This window comes from Shewanella mangrovisoli (assembly GCF_019457635.1).
Lineage (GTDB): Bacteria > Pseudomonadota > Gammaproteobacteria > Enterobacterales > Shewanellaceae > Shewanella > Shewanella mangrovisoli.
This window is the reverse complement of sequence record NZ_CP080412.1, coordinates 909,571-926,908: the sequence shown is the minus strand read 5'-3', so window position 1 is coordinate 926,908 and position 17,338 is coordinate 909,571. Positions and strand designations below refer to the sequence as shown.

Genomic DNA, 17,338 nt, shown 5'->3' with positions numbered 1-17,338 from the left:
GGCGCTAGTTTACCCTAATCATAACGCCAGACCAATGCCTAACGCGCGAGATTCGCAGACGAAACCCCGTCCCTCAGTTTGTAGGAAACCACAATGAATTTAATGATAATTGACGATGAGTCCGCCGAATTTGCCGATGCGGTAAAGCAAAAAATCGTCGAATTTAATCAGCTGCACTGGCAAACGCTAAAGCGTCAAAACCTAGGATTAAAATTACAGGATGAGGACGGCAACTTACTCGCGGGCTTAAGCGGCAAAACCTTTGGTAATTGGCTATTGATTGACTACCTTTGGGTCGATGCCGCATTGCGCCAGCAAAACATCGGCTCACGCTTATTACTCGAGGCCGAAAGCAAGGCCAAACAACGCGGCTGCCAATTTGTCCTGCTCGATACCTTAGATTTTCAAGCCAAACCTTTCTATGAGCGCCACGGATATCGCGTGCAATGGGTACAACAAGCCTATCCCGAAACCGGCAGTAAATTCTTTATGGTCAAAGTGTTATAGCTTGAGCCTAAGCTTAGAGCTGATTTTGAAGATATAGAGTCGGATACTTGTCAAAGCTAACCATTTCAACCAATACACAAATAAAAACGCCATTGATAAATAACCAATGGCGTTGTTAAGTACTTAGCGGGATTGGATTAAATATTAAATTCCAATCAATCCCATCCACTTACCCATAGTGCATCTGTCGTTGCTACCAAAATCCCGCACGGTTGCGACATTTTGATAACCTAGCTCGGTCAGTTTTTCTCTGAGCTTTACCGCCTGCTCAAAACCATGTTCGAGCAGAATATAACCGTTGGGCTTCAAATAATCCCGAGCGGTTTTTGCTATGTAGTAGAGATCGGCAAAGCCCTCATCGGCGGCGGTGAGCGCACTTTGCGGCTCGAAGCGCACATCCCCTTGATGTAAATGCTCATCGGCCTCATCGATGTAAGGCGGATTTGAGACGATTAAATCAAAGTCGTGGGCCTTGATAGCGCTAAACCAGTCACTTTGGAGGATCTCCACCTGCTCTAACTTAAGGTTAGTCCGGTTCGCTTTGGCCAAGGCCACCGCATCTTCCACCTTATCGACGGCAGTAATTTGCCAAGTCGACCGCTCAGAAGCCAGCGCCAGCGCAATCGCACCTGTTCCAGTCCCTAAATCCAGCACCTTAGCATTGCTCTCAAGCGGCAAGTTTAAGGCAGTTTCGACCAGGATTTCGGTATCTGGGCGAGGGATTAACGTAGTGTCATTCACAATAAAGGGTAGCGACCAAAACTCACGCTCGCCCACAATATGTGCCACGGGTACGCCCTGCTGGCGACGTTGCACCATCTGCTGGAAACGTTTCCACTGCTCCACCGTCAAGGCTTTTTCGGGCCAAGTGTAGAGAAATGCACGGTTTTTATTGAGGCAATACAGCAGGAAAACCTCTGCATCCAGATGGGCGGATTCAGAGGTAGGCGCTAACTGAACATAGGCCCATTGCAGGGCCTCGGCGATACTCGATTGATCAGCCAAAATTACCCCTGCTCATCAGCCAGAGCGGCTAATAGGTCGGCCTGATGCTCTTGCATCAGCGGTCCTAAAATCGCATCTAAGTCGCCTTCCATCACTTCGTTTAAGCGATATAAGGTTAAGTTGATACGGTGTTCACTCACGCGGCCTTGTGGGAAGTTATAGGTACGCACACGTTCGGAGCGGTCACCACTAGCTACCAGACTACGGCGAGTCGACTCTTCGGCGCTGCGGCGCTTTTCGTCTTCAACGGCTTGGATACGCGCAGCTAAAACGCTCATCGCTTGCGCGCGGTTTTTATGCTGTGAACGTTGGTCCTGACATTCCACCACAATCCCGGTTGGAATGTGAGTAATACGAATGGCAGAATCGGTTTTGTTAACGTGCTGACCACCCGCACCCGATGAACGGAAGGTATCGACCTTCAGATCCGCAGGGTTGATTGAAATCGCTTCCGCTTCAGGCACTTCGTGCATGACTACAACAGTGACAGCAGAGGTGTGTACACGGCCTTGGGATTCAGTTTCAGGCACACGTTGAACACGGTGACCGCCGGATTCAAACTTGAGTTTACCGTAGGCACCTTCACCACTGACTTTAACGATGATTTCTTTAAAGCCACCGTGTTCGCCTTCGTTCGAGCTCATGATCTCGAGCTGCCAACGGTTGGCTTCGGCATAACGGCTATACATGCGGAACAGATCACCCGCGAAGATTGCGGCTTCGTCGCCACCCGCACCGGCACGAATTTCGATAAAGGCGTTGGTGTCGTCGTTAGGATCTTTTGGTAATAACAGAATTTGCAGCTCGGCTTCGAGACGTTCGAGTTCGGCTTTAGCTGCCTTGATTTCTTCCTGCGCCATTTCACGCATCTCAGCGTCATCTTCTTCCAGCATTTCCTTGGCAGACTCGAGATCCGCCTGTGCTTGCTGGTAGGCTTTAAAGCCTGCAACCACTTCTTCTAACTGAGAATATTCTTTGGATAACGCGCGAAAACGCTCCTGATCGGCGATAACGGATGCATCACCAAGCAAGGCTAAGACTTCTTCATTGCGCTCGAGCAAGCCTTCCAGCTTGCGGATAACGGATTCCTTCATTTAACTCGCTAACCTTAGTTTTTATCTAATCCGAGCGCTGTTCTTAACTGACCTAAGGTATTCAAATCACCCTGACGACTCGCCACTGTGAGGGCTTGGGTTGGTGCGTGAATGAGTCTATTCGTCAGGCGATTGGCTAGTTCAATCAATACCTGCTCAGTGTCGCCCCCCTGCGCTAATTTATTCAGGGCGCGTTCCACTAACTCATCCTTTATCGCCATGCTTTGGCTGCGATACTCGCGAATACTGTCGACCGACTCTAAAGAACGTACCCAATCCATAAACAGGTAGGATTGTTCTTCAGTAATTAATTCAGCTTGCTCGGCGGCCTCCTTACGGGAAGCCTTATTCTGTTCAATAATGCTATGCAGGTCGTCCACTGTATACAGAAACGCATCGTCCAAATCGGCGACTTCCGGCTCAATATCCCGGGGAACTGCTATATCAACCAATAACATAGGTTGATGGCGACGCTGCTTTAGCGCTTTTTCTACCATGCCTTTACCAAGGATTGGTAGCGGGCTGGCGGTAGAGGATATCACGATATCGGCTTTAGGGAGAAAATCTGGTATCTGTGCCAGCGTAATTGCCGTGGCATTAAACTCTTCACACATGCTTTGGGCACGTTCGAGAGTACGGTTTGCCACCACCATAGAAGCAACGCCGTTATCCTTAAGATGTTTAGCCACCAGCTCAATGGTTTCACCGGCGCCAATTAACAGCACCTTAGTGGTCGATAGCGAAGAGAAGATATGTTTTGCCATGCTCACGGCGGCAAAGGCCACCGAGACAGCCGCGGCACCGATTTCGGTTTCGGTACGCACTTTTTTCGCCACGGAGAAGGTATTTTGGAACAAGCGGTCGATGGTCAGCGCAACGGTACCCGCTTCTTTAGCTTTGACAAAAGCCTGCTTAACTTGCCCCAGAATTTGCGGCTCACCCAAAATCAGCGAGTCGAGACCGGAGGCCACGCGCATTAAATGCCTTACCGCCGCTTGACCGTGGTAATTGTAGAGGCACGGCGCTACATCTTGATGATCTAGGCCGTGATATTCTTCAAGCCATTCAATGATGTCGGCCTCATCGCCATTGTTACAATACAATTCAGTGCGATTACAGGTCGAGACGATAACGGCTTCACCCGAGCGTGTACGACTGGCCAGACTCTTCATGGCATCATGAATTTTGTCCGGAGAGAAGGCAACTTTCTCACGCAGGTCTACCGTGGCTGTTTTATGGTTAATACCGATTGCTACAAGGCTCATCTGACTCTTTTCTAGATTCTTGGCGTCTCTCTTAATAAGGGCATTCTACTGAATTGGCCCTACTAAAAACAGAATACGCTTAACAAAACCGAATAAAGGTCTAACTTCTTACCTAAATTTTCTATCAATGATAGACAAATGCAGATTATCGCGACTGAAGTTATCCCAAGTGACCGCCAATGGAAATTTTACGATTGGCATTGGTATTCTTTACAAGCCCTCGTATCATAAGGACTTTGGTATATCAGTTATAGATGAATAATTTGAAGCGCTTCACAAAATCCATTTTCTCTTGTATCGCCTTGAGCGGCCTATTGTTTTTGGGCGGCTGTGAAACCCTGCCGCCAACGACAGATCTCAGCCCTATCACGGTCGATAATGCCGCCCAAGCCCAGGCGTGGGAATTACAGGGGAAACTCGCTATCCGCACGCCGCAGGATAAGCTCAGTGCCAATCTCTATTGGCGCCACAGTGAGGAGCGGGACGAGCTCACCCTTACCACTATGCTCGGCACCACAGTGTTGACCTTGGATGCTACGCCTAACTCGGCTCACCTGCATGTCGATGGCAAAGATTTTCGTGATAGCAACGCCCAAGCATTACTCGAGCGAGTCAGCGGCTGGTCCATCCCGATTAACGACTTACCCCTTTGGATCACCGGCCAAGTCGGCGCTTTAGACCGTGTGCTTGCCGTCGATAGCAATGGCAAAACCAAACAAATTCAAAACTCGCAAACCTTGCCGCCTTGGGTCGTCACATTTTTAAGTTGGCAGCCCCAAAGCGGTGCCGAGGTACCCTATCAGTTAAAGCTTGAACGTGGTGATTTACAGCTCAAGCTGCAACTCAATCAATGGCAAGCCTTAGGTAAACCCTCAATAATGCTCGGAGAAAAACCTTAGCATGTCGAATGAGATTTCGCGCAATTGGCCCGCGCCCGCCAAATTAAATCTGTTTCTGCATATCAACGGCCGCCGCGCCGACGGTTACCATGAGTTGCAAACCCTGTTTCAATTTATCGATTGTTGCGATCTGCTCGACTTTAAGGTGACGCAGACGCCAGAGCTGATATTGCACTCGAACATGTCGGCCGTTGTCGCCGATAGCGATAACTTAATTCTGCGAGCCGCAAAATCATTACAGCAAGCGACAGGTTATCCTGGCGGCGCCGAAATCTGGCTCGAAAAACGTTTACCCATGGGCGGTGGTTTAGGTGGCGGTTCCTCCGATGCGGCCACCACACTCGTGGCGTTAAATCAGTTGTGGAACACCCAATTATCTAACGATGAATTAGCGACGATTGGTTTAAAACTCGGTGCCGATATCCCTGTTTTTATTCGCGGTTTCGCGGCATTTGCCGAAGGCGTTGGCGAACGTTTACAGGCGGTGACGCCCACTGAATTTTGGTATTTAGTGATCGCGCCCGATGCCCATGTTTCCACTGCTGCGGTGTTCCAAGATCCTTTGCTACCCCGCAATACACCTAAGCTTGGCATCGACACCTTAATGAGCCAACCTTGGGCAAATGATTGCCAAGATCTGGTCGTTTCCAAATACCCTCAAGTTGCCAAGGCCTTAGGCTGGCTGCTAGAATATGCGCCGTCGAGAATGACCGGAACGGGCGCATGCGTGTTTGGGGAGTTTTCTTCGCAGCAGCAAGCTCTCGCAGCCTTGGCGAAATTACCGTCTGATATGCAAGGATTTGTTGCAAAAGGGATGAATATTTCGCCGCTCATAGTGCGACTCACTCATCCATAAACTACTTTCTTCTAGAGCAACTTTTTACGATAGCCCACGGGTTCCGCTCCCGTCCCCGCATCGTCGTTGCTCTAGCCACTAAAATATAAAGCAAACGCCTGAGGTTCATACAGTGCCCGACATCAAGCTCTTTGCTGGGAACGCCACCCCCAGTCTCGCTAAGAAGATAGCCGATCGTCTATTTTGTAAACTCGGAGACGCAGTGGTTGGTCGTTTCAGCGATGGTGAAATCAGTGTCCAAATTAACGAAAATGTACGTGGTGCCGATGTGTTTATCATCCAATCCACCTGCGCCCCAACTAACGATAACCTAATGGAACTTATCGTTATGGTTGATGCGCTACGCCGTGCATCTGCCGGTCGTATCACTGCCGTTATTCCTTACTTTGGTTATGCTCGTCAAGACCGTCGCGTACGTAGCGCACGTGTACCTATTACTGCGAAAGTTGTTGCTGACTTCCTGTCAAGCGTCGGTGTTGACCGCGTTCTGACCTGTGATTTACACGCAGAGCAAATTCAAGGCTTCTTCGACGTACCAGTAGACAACGTGTTCGGTAGCCCAGTGCTGCTCGAAGATATGCTGGCGAAGAAATTAGATAACCCTGTGGTTGTTTCTCCAGATATCGGTGGTGTTGTCCGCGCTCGTGCAGTGGCAAAACTATTAGATGATTCTGATCTGGCCATTATCGACAAGCGTCGTCCACAGGCAAACGTAGCACAAGTGATGCACATCATTGGTGACGTTCAAGGCCGAGACTGCATTATCGTTGACGATATGATCGACACAGGCGGCACTCTGTGTAAAGCGGCTGAAGCCTTAAAAGAACACGGTGCAAACCGCGTATTTGCTTACGCGACTCACCCAGTATTCTCTGGCAAAGCGGCTGAAAATATCGAAAACTCAGTGATCGATGAAGTTATCGTGACCGATACTGTACCTTTAAGCCCTGAAATGCTTAAAGTGGCTAAAGTGACTCAACTGACTATGTCGGCCGTATTGGCAGAAGCCATTCGCCGCGTCAGCAACGAAGAGTCTATCTCTGCAATGTTCAGCCACTAATCGCGGCGCTTTGCATAAAAAACGCACCTTAGGGTGCGTTTTTTGTTGGTGGGTTTTATCACGGTTTTCATTGAGAGCCATTCGCGTGAATAATAGCTGAGCATCCGAAGGCAAACCTCAGCACTTAACTTCGACATAAAAAACGCACCCTAAGGTGCGTTTCTAACAGACAAAAGTGCGACTAGATCTTAAAGTGGCTCACCGCACTGACCAGATATTCGGCGCGGGATTTAAGTTCATCCGAGGCCGACGCATTGGCATCGGCAGCCCGAGAAGAATCCTCTGCAATATCACGGATAACGACCACGTTCTTATTCACTTCGGCGGCAACCATGCTCTGCTCTTCAATCGCTGCGGCAATCTGAGTGCTCATATCCATAATATTATGCACATCGGTATTGATAAGCTTCAGCAATTCTCCCGCAGCTGCGGCCTGCTCGGCACTCTCGGCGCCTTGCTTTTGGCTCGCATCCATTAATTGCACTATGGCGCGGGTTCGACTTTGCAGGGTTTGAATAATATTGGCAATTTCCTGAGTTGATGTCTGAGTTCGCATCGCCAAACTGCGTACTTCGTCGGCAACCACGGCAAAACCACGGCCTTGTTCACCCGCGCGGGCCGCTTCAATCGCCGCATTGAGTGCCAGTAAATTGGTTTGCTCCGCAATGCCACGGATCACATCGAGCACGCTACCAATGGTTTCACTATCACGCTCGAGCTCATCCACCACAGAGGCGCTGCTGTTGATCTGCTCAGACAGTTGTCTGATCTTGAGGATGGTTTGCTCCACCTCGGTTTGCCCCAACTGAGCGTTATCATGGGTTTTACCCGCTTTTAGGGCCGCAAGCTCGGTCGTTTTAGCAATTTCATCGATGGTCGCGCCCATTTCGGTAATCGCCGTCGCCACCATATCGGTTTCATTAAGCTGCTGGGCAACGCCTTCGGAGGCGAGCATTGCATTCTCTGACACACTCTTACAGGAGGTGTTAATCGTGGCGACTGAGTCAATAACCTGCTCGATAAGCTGCTGGAAGCTCCCCACCATGCTATTGAAATGCTGCGCAATTTCACCCAGTTCATCCTGGGTCGAGGCATCGCATCTGAGGGTTAAGTCTTTGCTGACTTCGATACGTGAAATCACCTGCGTAATACGCTCAACCGGGGCGATAATGCTGCGGATAATAAGGTAGGTAATCACAGCAAGGATCAGGGCGATAATCACGAAGACCAAAATCCCGATATTCACACTGCTGCTTGCAGTATCATCGATGGCCTTTAACGCTAGGTTATGCAGCTCGTCGGCACTGGCCTCGGTCAACTTATTCGCGGCGATCAATTTCGCCATAGTGCCATCTTTTTCACTAAGCCCCAGTTGCTGCTCTTTATTGACTAAGCTCTTAAAATCCTTTTGGTATTGCTCAATTAGGGCCGCAATTTTATTTTGAGTATCAAAATCTAAGCTGGATGCACGCAGACTTGTGTTGAACTGAGCAATATTCGAGTCGAAGGTCTCGACATAGCTCATCTCGCGGCGCAGCATAAAGTCTTTTTCGTTGCGTCTTAGCTGCAACATCGCGACTTCGAGGGATAACTGGTCATATTCCTTCAGCATGGACTCGACATTATGCACCGCCGTTCTTAAGGTACCGTAGAGACCCGTTTTAGGCGTTAAACCAATTTCTTGCTGAAGTTGTACCACTTCATTGAAGGCAACTTGGTACTGATTGAGGTTACGGTCAAAACTTTCGAGTGGCGCAGTGGAAACCTTGTATTTTTTAAAAATACTCTCAAGATTCGGGACTAACTCATCAATCTTGGCATGTACCTCACCATGCAGTTGAACATACTGCATATCTTTACGACCAAAAAAATCCTTTTCATTTTTACGCAGTAAAAGTACATCTCGCTCCAATTCGAGAACGCTTTGTGCTGCGTGGGAGAGTTCCGACTCAACCGAATTTGAATGAAGCTGCAATCCAAACATGGCAATCAAGGCCGTAACGGATACAGCGGCACTGAGTAACAACTTTGAGCGGATTAACATAAAAAGCCCCTAATAAATAACTTCTCTTAAAAAGATAGCTGGGAGTTAGGCCTTTAACAGCAAAATATCCCTGATATACAAAGTTTATCTTCTATTTATTTTGCATCGGTCGTTCAATGCTCCTGTTTTGATACTCACCTCTGACAGTCACCCCACGGTCATGCTTAATGTCAGTGATAATCCATAATATGATTTTAGCTTTCTACTCAGCATACCATTTTGTATAAAATTAATAACTTCATAAACTTAGCGCTAAAAGTTTTTGCTAATGTTACTACAACAAGAATGTGAGTTACGCAATATCTAACAATAAACCGAATATTTTTTTATAGGATACAAACCTTTTGCGCTTTTCAAAGCGTCCAATCAGTAACCATTCACCTTGATGACAGGAAAATACAGTGACGGCAGGGAGACTCCCACTCAACAATGCGATGTCAGAACTTGACCTCATCACCTTGGCTAGCCAAGGGAATAGAGCCGCATTCAAGCAGCTGTATTTACACCATCATCCAAGGGTATATGCCCTGTCACTGCGGTTATCAGGCCAAGCCTCGCAGGCGGAAGAGATCACTCAGGAGTGCTTTATTCTGGTCTGGCAGAAATTGCCGCAGTTTAGGGGAGAGAGCCAATTTTCCACTTGGTTACACAGTATCTGTGTGAATCAGGCGCTGAGCTTTATCCGTAAGCAAAAGTCGTTTTGGGCGCGTTTTATCCCAATGGAGAGTGACGATGAACATTCAAGCGCAGATGAGCATTATCAAGGGTTAGACAAATTGATCCTCAGACTGCCAGAGCGGGCGCGTATCGTGTTTGTGCTCTGCGCCATTGAAGGCTATCAACATGAAGAAATTGCACAATTACTTGGTATTGCCGTGGGAACCAGTAAGACCCAGTACCACAGAGCCAAGCAATTACTACAGGAGATGCTGTAATGTCCTTATCTAACGATCACCGCGAGGCCAAACTCCAGCAATTGATTGATGATGCCCCTAAAGCCTTAACCCCCGAACGGGATCTTTGGCAAGGCATCGAAAAACGTATGGATAAGCCATTGGCGTCGCAAACGGCGAACCGCCAAACACCGCGACTGCAAGGCGCGCAATGGGCGATTGCCGCAACTGTGGTGCTGGCAGTGTTCTTCGGGTTCTACACTCAAGCGCCAGTAAAAACGTCGCTCCCTGAACAAATCGCTAGCCAACCGGCGGATGATGAGCAAGCGCTGCACACTCTGCTAAGCCAAATTGCCCAGACACATCAAGCCCAAGTAACGAGCCTCGAACAAACCTCAACGGTTGTCGCATGGCAAACCAGTCGCTTTAGCGCACCGCTAGAGCAAGGCTTAGCGGAATTACGCCGTGCCGGCGAACAGATTTATCAAGCGTTACAAGCTAATCCAACCGACAAACAACTTTGGCAACTCTGGCTTTGGGTGCAACAACGTGAACTCGATTTGCTACAGCAAGGCCAAAAACTTCCGATTCAAAACTCAACACAAGGAAATAGCATATGAGCCATTTTACCCTCACGAAAACCAGTCTCTTAGTGTCAACGCTTTATCTTGGTCTCATGGGCAGTGTATTTGCCGCTGAAAGTGTGGATAAACAGTTACCGATGAGTAGCGATACTCTGCTGCAAATCAAAGTCCAACGGGGCGAAGTGCAAATTCAAAGCTGGGATAAAAATGAAGTCAGCGTGACGGGCACTCTCGATGAGCTGAGCGAAGGCTTTGTCTTTGAACAGAAAGGTAACAACCTGAATATCGAAGATAAAATGCCACGCCACTATAACGGCAGCGACAACAACGGCTCAAAACTCACCATTAAGGTACCTAAATCCGTCAAGCTGAGCGCCGATACGATTTCAGCCAATCTGAAAATCAGCCAGGCTCAAGGCGAGCTCGAGCTGAATACCGTTAGCGGTAATATCACCGCCGAAGCACTGGATGGCACACCGACATTGCACACTGTGTCTGGCGATATCACCACTAAGGGATTAGCGGGCAAAGTGATGTTAGATACCGTCTCAGGTGAGATTAAAGACACCCAGAGCAAAGGCGAAATCAAATATCGTTTGGTGAGCGGCGATCTCAACAGTCAAACCTTAGCCGATAAAGTGAAAGTTGAGCAGGTTTCTGGGGAAATTAAAGCCGACTTTAACAGCGCCAAAGAAGTTAATGTCCGCACCGTGAGCGGCGACACTCAAGTCTCACTGGCGAAAAGTTTCGATAAAGCCAATCTTGAGAGCGTCAGTGGCGATATTATTGTGACATTTTCGGATACACCCGATGCTAATTTCGAGCTCAATGGCGGCCCAGGTGGCAAAATCAAAAATGGCTTGAGCCAAGATGCGCCACAAAGACAAAAATACGTGCCGAATGAATCCTTAAGCTTCCAAACGGGTGCTGGTAGCGCCAGTGTGAAGATGGATACCATTAGCGGTAATCTGATCCTGAAAAAACAATAGCCTTACCAGAAAACACGAATTAGCGATAAAAAGGCAATAAAAATGCCGCTCATCAGGAGCGGCATTTTTTTAGCCAAACGGTGTTAAATCGAGGCGATTTCTTCGCTCGTCAGATAACGCCATTCACCTAGGGAAAGTTCTGCGTCTAATTCAATTTTGCCAATGCTTTCACGGTGTAAGCCAACCACATGATTACCTACGGCGGCAAACATCCGCTTCACTTGGTGATACTTACCTTCGGTAATGGTTAAACGCACCAGCTGCGGCTCGATGATTTCAAGCACTGCGGGTTTTGTCAGACCGTCCTCGTTTCTCAGCTCCACTCCAGCAGCAAAAATGCCAATCAGACTCTCATCCACAGGCTCGGCTAACGTCACTAAGTAACGCTTGCCACAGTCTTTTTTAGGCGAAGTGATCCGATGCGACCATTGACCATCGCTCGTGATCAGCACAAGGCCAGTAGTATCGGCATCTAAACGCCCGGCAATATGTAAGGTTTCGGGCTTTTCAATATCCAGCAGGCTCAATACCGAAGGGTAGACTTCATCTATGGTCGAGCAAATCGTATCCACGGGCTTATTGAGCATCAGGTAACGCTCACCAACGAGGGAGATAAGCTCACCTTCGAGGCATACTTGCATCCCCTCGAGCACTTTAAAACCAGCATCTTTAATCACAGTCCCATCACAGGTGATATCACCACGGTGCAGGGCTTTTTTCGCTAAAGAGCGGGTGAGCGAGGTACTTTCACAGATAAATTTGTCTAAACGCACGGGACGACTCAACTTCAATAAATGAAAACCGCCGTATTATGAGGCCCAACGAACGAAAGGGCAAAGCCTAGCCAATCAAATTGCCCAAATGCCGCCTTAGTTACACCGGACAAACCTAAGTGCTTACTAACTTGTCAGAGCTTGCGTACGGTATGTTTGGCGGTTTTTAGGCCAATTTCAATCATGGTAATTTTTAGTTACAACTGACGGATAAGAAATCTGACTGAAAAAGTGTGATCACCTTGTTTAGATTCCCACTAAAGCATTAACATACGTTGCGTTGCGCCTGAAGCAATCCCATTTTGCACCAAACAGCCCCAGAGATGGGCACAATAACAAACTCGAAGGAAACGACATGAGAAAAGTACTCATTGGGGGACTGTGTGCCTCACTCATCGCAGGCCTCACTGCCTGTAATGACAACCCCGCTGAAGTTAAAGCACCAGAAACGGCTAAAACCGCCACTGCTGCCGCTGTCACTAAAGCATTGGGCTCTGGTATCGAATTTGAAAACTTCGATAAATCAGTGCGTCCACAGGACGACTTCTATGAATATGTTAACGGCGCTTGGCTGAAGAAAGCCGAGATCCCTGCCGATCGCACTAGCATTGGTGCCTTCTACGATCTGCGTGAAAAATCCCGTGATGACGTTAAAGCCATTATCGAAGAAGTAGCCGCCACGCCAAATCTGGCAGAAGGCACTGACGAGCAAAAAGTGGCTGACCTTTACCGTTCATTTATGGACACTGCAACGCTAAACAAGCTGGGCGTGACACCACTGAAAGGCGAATTTGATGCCATCAACGCTCTAAAAGATAAAAATGAGCTGGTGAAATACTTCGCCCACAGTCAAATCATGGGCGCCGGTACACCTATCGCCTTCTACATCGATATCGATGCGAAAAACTCTAGCCGTTACGCCACTCACCTATGGCAATACGGTTTAAGCCTGCCGGAAAAAGATTACTACTTCAACGAAGCTGAGCGTTTCGTCAATATCCGTAAAGCTTACGTTGCCCATATTGAAAAAATGTTCACTCTGGCAGGTCTTGCGGATCCAAAAGCCAGCGCTGAGTCAATCCTCGCCCTCGAAACTGCGATTGCCTCTAAACATTGGGATGTGGTTGAAACACGCGACAGCACTAAGACCTACAACCTGTACCAAGTTAAAGATCTGCCAAGCCTAGCGCCAGATATCGACTGGACTGGCTACTTAACGACATTAGGTGCTGACAAGCAGACTGACATTATCGTTAACCAACCAAGCTATATCCAAGGCCTGAATGAAGTTCTCAAAACGACCGATCTGGCGACTTGGAAAACCTACATGCAATGGCAAGTGCTGACCCACGCGGCGAGTAACTTGAGCGAAGAGTTAGACAACGAGAACTTTGCTTTCTTCTCTAAAACCCTTAACGGACAAGAAGAACAAGAGCCACGTTGGAAGCGCGGTGTTGCGGCAGTCAACGGCGTATTAGGTGAAGTGGTAGGTAAAGTGTACGTGAAGCGTCACTTCGCACCCGAAGCCAAAGAGCGCATGCAAGCATTGGTTGAAAACCTGCGCGGCGCCTACGGCGACAGCATCAAAGATCTGACTTGGATGAGCGATACCACTAAGCAAGCTGCTGCCGAAAAATTAGCGAAATTCAACCCGAAAATTGGTTATCCAAACAAGTGGGAAGATTACAGCAAGCTGACCATCAAAGCCGATGACTTGATTGGTAACGCGGTTCGCGCGAGCGAAGTTGAACACGCTAAGTCACTGGCTAAGTTAGGCGCGCCAATCGATAAAGACGAGTGGCACATGACCCCACAAACGGTTAACGCCTACTACAACCCAACCATGAACGAAATCGTGTTCCCAGCAGCCATTCTGCAACCACCTTTCTTCAACATGGAAGCGGATGATGCCGTCAACTACGGTGGTATCGGTGCGGTTATCGGCCACGAAATGGGCCACGGTTTCGACGATCAAGGTGCTAAGTTCGACGGCGAAGGTAATATGCGAGACTGGTGGACAGAGAAAGACTTAGAAGAATTCTCTGCACGTGGTAAGGCGCTGATCGCACAATACGATGGCTACTATGTGTTTGACGATCTGCACGTCAACGGCAGCCTGACCTTGGGCGAGAACATCGGTGACTTATCGGGCGTGACTATCGCTTACCGTGCGTACAAAAAGTCGCTCAATGGTAAAGAAGCACCAGTTATCGACGGTCTGACTGGCGACCAACGTTTCTTTATCGGCTTCACGCAAATTTGGCGTGCAAAAGCCAAAGAAGAAGCCCTGCGTAACCGTGTAGCGACAGATCCACACTCACCTGCGGAATTCCGTGCATTAGGTGCGCTGTCTAACATGCCAGAGTTCTACACTACCTATGATGTGAAACCTGGTGATGCTATGTATATCGCGCCAGAGAAACGCGTGAAAATTTGGTAATTCCAAATTAATTCAAGATAGTAATCAACAAACCCAATGGCGCCGCTCACAATAGCGGCGCCATTTTTTTAGGCGCGAAAAATGTGAACCTAAGCCAAACATGAACAAGTCTTCATCATTGATTCAGCTTTAATTAAGCCACTCCAGCCTATGGTATTCCCGTGATGTGTATCACTCCCATAAGGAAGTAGGCCGTTATGAATAAGTTATTTCGTACCTTTTTTATCTTTCTACTCTTATTATCGACCCGCACAGGCGTAGCCAATCCTTTAGATATCAATGACAGCAGAGCCGAACGCGGTAATTACAGTGCAAGACAGGCTCAAAGCCATGATCTGCATGGTCTTTATGCGCTCAACACTCAAACCTTCGACACCCCACGTCAAGCGTCGGCCTGTTTAGACAACTTATATTCCAACGCCCACACGGCCCAGAATGAACTCGCAAGCCTGTTGCAGACAGTGACAGCCTGTTCACAGGCGCAGGTGATTTTGCCTGACGTGAAAAGCTATCAACGCGCCGCCGAGAAGGTCGCCACCAAATTTAATGGGGATGCTAGCCAGATCACCGATCTTGCCCGCGCCAGCATCGTCAGTAACAGCATCTCCGAGTTGATGCAAAGCTACTACGCCTTAAGCGAGCAAGCTCAGGTCGTCAAACAGAAAAACCGTTTCGCCGAGCCTAAAGCCTCAGGTTATCGCGACCTTAACTTACTGGTACGTTTGCCCGAAAGCGGCATGATTGCCGAGGTCCAATTACACCTTAAGGATATTGCCGACATTAAAAGTGGCCCAGAGCACAAGGTTTACGAGCAAGTTCAACAGATTGAGGCGAATGCAATAAAACAACAACGTGCATTAAGTGAGTTTGAAACCGCACAGATCGCTAAGCTACGCCAAGAGTCCCATAAGCTGTATCACAAAGCTTGGCTTAACTATAAACGCGTCGATGAAGGACTGTTGCTGACTAACTCAGTTGCTTAATCACCCGTTTGTTTAATTGTTTAATCGCTTAACCGTTTAACGCTGTACCACTTCCACTGTTGCGCTGGCTATTTGTGAAAACAGATGCCAGCGCTTTTTTATGGCGTAACCCCAGTCTTAGCCCAAAGCGTCATCTCACTAACAATCGATCTATGCCCACTATCGCTCACAGCCCTTCCCTCGCATCCAAACTGGTTTCCCTATATAATCCCGCGCCATAAGGCGACCCTTAAGGAAATTCCATGCACGACATTATTGAGCAACTCCAAGAACGCAGCGAAACAGTGCCAGTGCCACTCGAGTTACCCACATTCGAGCAGTTAGTGGAGGTTGAGGAACAGATTTTGATCCCACTGCCACGGGAATTAAAGGAATACCTACTCCATGCCAGTGATGTGATTTATGGCGCGATTGAGCCTGTGACCGCAGCCGATCCCTATTCACACACCTATTTACCCGAAGTCACCTGCTATGCTTGGTCAATCGGCTTGCCAAGGGACTTAATCGCCATCTGCCAATTAGGCGATGACTTTTACTGTATCGATCAGGATGGGCAAGTTCACTTCTGGCAAAACGGTGACTTTACCGATACTTATTGGGAATCCTTCTGGGAATGGGTCGAAGATATTTGGCTTAAAAACAAATACTGATTTTACCGAGATTTTATTTTTATCAACTTGAGAACCGCATTATGTCTAAAAATATTGGCTTGAACGCCATCGAAATGAGCTACTTACGCCAATCACTCAGCCTCAGTGCGGCTCAAGTAGGACAACTGACCAACCACAGCGAAGCCGATGTATTAGCCTGGGAAAATGCTGAAACACAGGCCCCTGAACTGGCGCAGAAAAAGCTGTTAGATCTCGACGATATTATCGAGATGCAAGTACTCAATACCACTGACGGCATCGAAGCCCTATTTAAGAAAGAGCCTAAGCGTCACTTGGCCTTCGTGGTGTATCCAACCCAAGCCGTTTACACCCAATATAACCCCGAGTTTTTAAGCTCGCTGCCGTTAACTGAGCTTTACAACACAGCGGCATGGCGCATTAAGAAAGAATGTAAACTGGTGCTTGAAGTGGATGTTAGCTTAGTCAATCTCGATGTCGAAGCCTACAAAGCATTCCGTGAACAAAATGGGTTAAGTGAGAGCCGTGAAAGCCGTGCAAAATGGGCGGCGACGCAGCTATAAATACTAAATGACTTAAGCAAAAAGGGCAGAAGTGAATCTTCTGCCCTTTTGTTTTTTATCGCTTAGTGCAGATTAAGCCTGTGCCGCTGCTGCGATGGCTTCCATTTTGGCGAGTGCCGATTTACGCGAAGGACGCGCTGCAATTCTATCGCGATACGCCGCTAATTTAGGCGGGATCTGCTGCTCAAATAAGGTGCCCCAAAGCAGGGTATGGGCCAGCAGAATATCGGCAACCGATAAAGTGTCGCCGAGTAAAAAGTCGCTATCGGGCAGCATAGCTTCGGCCAAAGCCGCCGCCTTATCAAACTCCCACACAGCGCATGGCATGATGGAGGGATGACGTTGCGCTTCCGGCAGCGCAAATTTATGCTTGCCGAGGGTCCACAGAGGCTGCTCGAGTTCGGTAATAATAAAGCTCACCCATTGATGATGCAGACCCGATGCCGCACTGCCCGCTTCAGGTAACAAGTTGCCAAACTTCTCCGCCAGATACAGGCAAATAGCCGCAGACTCAGACAATACAAGATTATCGTCGGTTAACACTGGCACTTTACCGCAGGGATTAAGCGCTAAGAAAGCGGTGCTACGGTGCTCGCCCTTATTCATATCCACAAACGAAAAGACCCACTCGGCGCCTAACTCTTCTAGCACCCAAGCGACTCGTAATGCACGGCTGCGGGGCATGCCATATAAGGTGATCATATTAACGTCCTTTTAGTGATGACTGATTAACGAGAACGAAGATACACTGTGT

Annotated in this window: 17 protein-coding genes; 11 read left to right on the top strand and 6 right to left on the bottom strand. The window is 48.3% G+C overall.

Features of this window, described 5'->3' with window-relative positions:
• Positions 1 to 93: 93 nt before the first annotated feature.
• Positions 94 to 507 (top strand): GNAT family N-acetyltransferase, encoded by a 414-nt coding sequence (locus K0H60_RS04145; RefSeq protein WP_011715927.1) that lies wholly within the window; start codon positions 94 to 96, stop codon positions 505 to 507.
• A 144-nt stretch (positions 508 to 651) separates the two neighbouring features.
• Here K0H60_RS04145 and prmC read toward each other — a convergent pair whose 3' ends face one another.
• The 3 genes from prmC to hemA are packed head-to-tail and all read right to left on the bottom strand — an operon-like array spanning position 652 to position 3,871.
• Positions 652 to 1,512 (bottom strand): peptide chain release factor N(5)-glutamine methyltransferase, encoded by an 861-nt coding sequence (prmC, locus tag K0H60_RS04140; RefSeq protein WP_220057361.1) that lies wholly within the window; start codon positions 1,510 to 1,512, stop codon positions 652 to 654.
• A 2-nt stretch (positions 1,513 to 1,514) separates the two neighbouring features.
• Positions 1,515 to 2,606, bottom strand: a complete 1,092-nt coding sequence (gene prfA, locus K0H60_RS04135; RefSeq protein ID WP_011715925.1) for a peptide chain release factor 1 — start codon at positions 2,604 to 2,606, stop codon at positions 1,515 to 1,517.
• Positions 2,607 to 2,620: 14 nt separating this feature from the next.
• Positions 2,621 to 3,871 carry a glutamyl-tRNA reductase gene (hemA, locus tag K0H60_RS04130; RefSeq protein WP_011715924.1) on the bottom strand — a complete coding sequence of 417 codons (1,251 nt, stop codon included), beginning with the start codon at positions 3,869 to 3,871 and terminating at the stop codon, positions 2,621 to 2,623.
• Between the two features lie 254 nt (positions 3,872 to 4,125).
• Between hemA and lolB the strand changes: the two genes are divergently transcribed.
• From lolB to K0H60_RS04115, 3 genes are all read left to right on the top strand, one after another.
• A complete protein-coding gene (gene lolB / locus K0H60_RS04125; protein WP_220057360.1) occupies positions 4,126 to 4,770 on the top strand; it encodes a lipoprotein insertase outer membrane protein LolB in 645 nt (214 codons plus the stop codon).
• 1 nt (position 4,771) lies between these two features.
• On the top strand, positions 4,772 to 5,626 hold the full coding sequence (gene ispE, locus K0H60_RS04120) for a 4-(cytidine 5'-diphospho)-2-C-methyl-D-erythritol kinase (RefSeq protein WP_220057359.1): 855 nt from the start codon (positions 4,772 to 4,774) through the stop codon (positions 5,624 to 5,626).
• Between the two features lie 112 nt (positions 5,627 to 5,738).
• Entirely contained in the window at positions 5,739 to 6,686 is a 948-nt protein-coding gene (locus K0H60_RS04115) for a ribose-phosphate pyrophosphokinase (protein ID WP_011623915.1), read from the top strand.
• 181 nt (positions 6,687 to 6,867) lie between these two features.
• Here K0H60_RS04115 and K0H60_RS04110 read toward each other — a convergent pair whose 3' ends face one another.
• A complete protein-coding gene (locus K0H60_RS04110; protein ID WP_220057358.1) occupies positions 6,868 to 8,730 on the bottom strand; it encodes a methyl-accepting chemotaxis protein in 1,863 nt (620 codons plus the stop codon).
• A gap of 401 nt (positions 8,731 to 9,131) precedes the next feature.
• Between K0H60_RS04110 and K0H60_RS04105 the strand changes: the two genes are divergently transcribed.
• The 3 genes from K0H60_RS04105 to K0H60_RS04095 are packed head-to-tail and all read left to right on the top strand — an operon-like array spanning position 9,132 to position 11,196.
• Positions 9,132 to 9,665 carry an RNA polymerase sigma factor gene (locus tag K0H60_RS04105; protein ID WP_011715920.1) on the top strand — a complete coding sequence of 178 codons (534 nt, stop codon included), beginning with the start codon at positions 9,132 to 9,134 and terminating at the stop codon, positions 9,663 to 9,665.
• Positions 9,665 to 10,243, top strand: a complete 579-nt coding sequence (locus tag K0H60_RS04100) for an anti-sigma factor (RefSeq protein WP_220057357.1) — start codon at positions 9,665 to 9,667, stop codon at positions 10,241 to 10,243. Before K0H60_RS04105 ends, K0H60_RS04100 begins: the two co-directional genes overlap by 1 nt.
• Positions 10,240 to 11,196, top strand: coding sequence for a DUF4097 family beta strand repeat-containing protein (locus tag K0H60_RS04095; protein WP_220057356.1), 957 nt, complete (start codon positions 10,240 to 10,242; stop codon positions 11,194 to 11,196). Before K0H60_RS04100 ends, K0H60_RS04095 begins: the two co-directional genes overlap by 4 nt.
• Positions 11,197 to 11,279: 83 nt before the next feature.
• Here the strand turns inward: K0H60_RS04095 and rsuA are convergent, their stop codons facing one another.
• Positions 11,280 to 11,987, bottom strand: a complete 708-nt coding sequence (rsuA, locus tag K0H60_RS04090; protein ID WP_220057355.1) for a 16S rRNA pseudouridine(516) synthase RsuA — start codon at positions 11,985 to 11,987, stop codon at positions 11,280 to 11,282.
• 337 nt (positions 11,988 to 12,324) lie between these two features.
• Between rsuA and K0H60_RS04085 the strand changes: the two genes are divergently transcribed.
• The 4 genes from K0H60_RS04085 (at position 12,325) to K0H60_RS04070 (ending at position 16,584) form a co-directional block, all read left to right on the top strand.
• Positions 12,325 to 14,409, top strand: coding sequence for a M13 family metallopeptidase (locus K0H60_RS04085; RefSeq protein WP_220057354.1), 2,085 nt, complete (start codon positions 12,325 to 12,327; stop codon positions 14,407 to 14,409).
• A gap of 197 nt (positions 14,410 to 14,606) precedes the next feature.
• Positions 14,607 to 15,392: a RelA/SpoT domain-containing protein gene (locus K0H60_RS04080; RefSeq protein WP_220057353.1), complete on the top strand. Its 786-nt coding sequence runs from the start codon at positions 14,607 to 14,609 to the stop codon at positions 15,390 to 15,392.
• Between the two features lie 242 nt (positions 15,393 to 15,634).
• Entirely contained in the window at positions 15,635 to 16,042 is a 408-nt protein-coding gene (locus tag K0H60_RS04075; protein ID WP_011623923.1) for an SMI1/KNR4 family protein, read from the top strand.
• Between the two features lie 41 nt (positions 16,043 to 16,083).
• Positions 16,084 to 16,584: a DUF4447 family protein gene (locus tag K0H60_RS04070; RefSeq protein ID WP_011623924.1), complete on the top strand. Its 501-nt coding sequence runs from the start codon at positions 16,084 to 16,086 to the stop codon at positions 16,582 to 16,584.
• A 72-nt stretch (positions 16,585 to 16,656) separates the two neighbouring features.
• Here K0H60_RS04070 and K0H60_RS04065 read toward each other — a convergent pair whose 3' ends face one another.
• Positions 16,657 to 17,286: a glutathione S-transferase family protein gene (locus tag K0H60_RS04065; RefSeq protein ID WP_220057352.1), complete on the bottom strand. Its 630-nt coding sequence runs from the start codon at positions 17,284 to 17,286 to the stop codon at positions 16,657 to 16,659.
• Positions 17,287 to 17,338 lie beyond the last annotated feature (52 nt).

Coding starts and splice junctions, on each gene's coding strand:
- K0H60_RS04145 (WP_011715927.1), top strand. CDS start 94: ATGAATTTAATGATAATTGACGATGAGTCCGCCGAATTTGCCGATGCG.
- prfA (WP_011715925.1), bottom strand. CDS start 2,606: ATGAAGGAATCCGTTATCCGCAAGCTGGAAGGCTTGCTCGAGCGCAAT.
- hemA (WP_011715924.1), bottom strand. CDS start 3,871: ATGAGCCTTGTAGCAATCGGTATTAACCATAAAACAGCCACGGTAGAC.
- lolB (WP_220057360.1), top strand. CDS start 4,126: ATGAATAATTTGAAGCGCTTCACAAAATCCATTTTCTCTTGTATCGCC.
- ispE (WP_220057359.1), top strand. CDS start 4,772: ATGTCGAATGAGATTTCGCGCAATTGGCCCGCGCCCGCCAAATTAAAT.
- K0H60_RS04110 (WP_220057358.1), bottom strand. CDS start 8,730: ATGTTAATCCGCTCAAAGTTGTTACTCAGTGCCGCTGTATCCGTTACG.
- K0H60_RS04100 (WP_220057357.1), top strand. CDS start 9,665: ATGTCCTTATCTAACGATCACCGCGAGGCCAAACTCCAGCAATTGATT.
- K0H60_RS04095 (WP_220057356.1), top strand. CDS start 10,240: ATGAGCCATTTTACCCTCACGAAAACCAGTCTCTTAGTGTCAACGCTT.
- K0H60_RS04085 (WP_220057354.1), top strand. CDS start 12,325: ATGAGAAAAGTACTCATTGGGGGACTGTGTGCCTCACTCATCGCAGGC.
- K0H60_RS04080 (WP_220057353.1), top strand. CDS start 14,607: ATGAATAAGTTATTTCGTACCTTTTTTATCTTTCTACTCTTATTATCG.
- K0H60_RS04075 (WP_011623923.1), top strand. CDS start 15,635: ATGCACGACATTATTGAGCAACTCCAAGAACGCAGCGAAACAGTGCCA.
- K0H60_RS04070 (WP_011623924.1), top strand. CDS start 16,084: ATGTCTAAAAATATTGGCTTGAACGCCATCGAAATGAGCTACTTACGC.
- K0H60_RS04065 (WP_220057352.1), bottom strand. CDS start 17,286: ATGATCACCTTATATGGCATGCCCCGCAGCCGTGCATTACGAGTCGCT.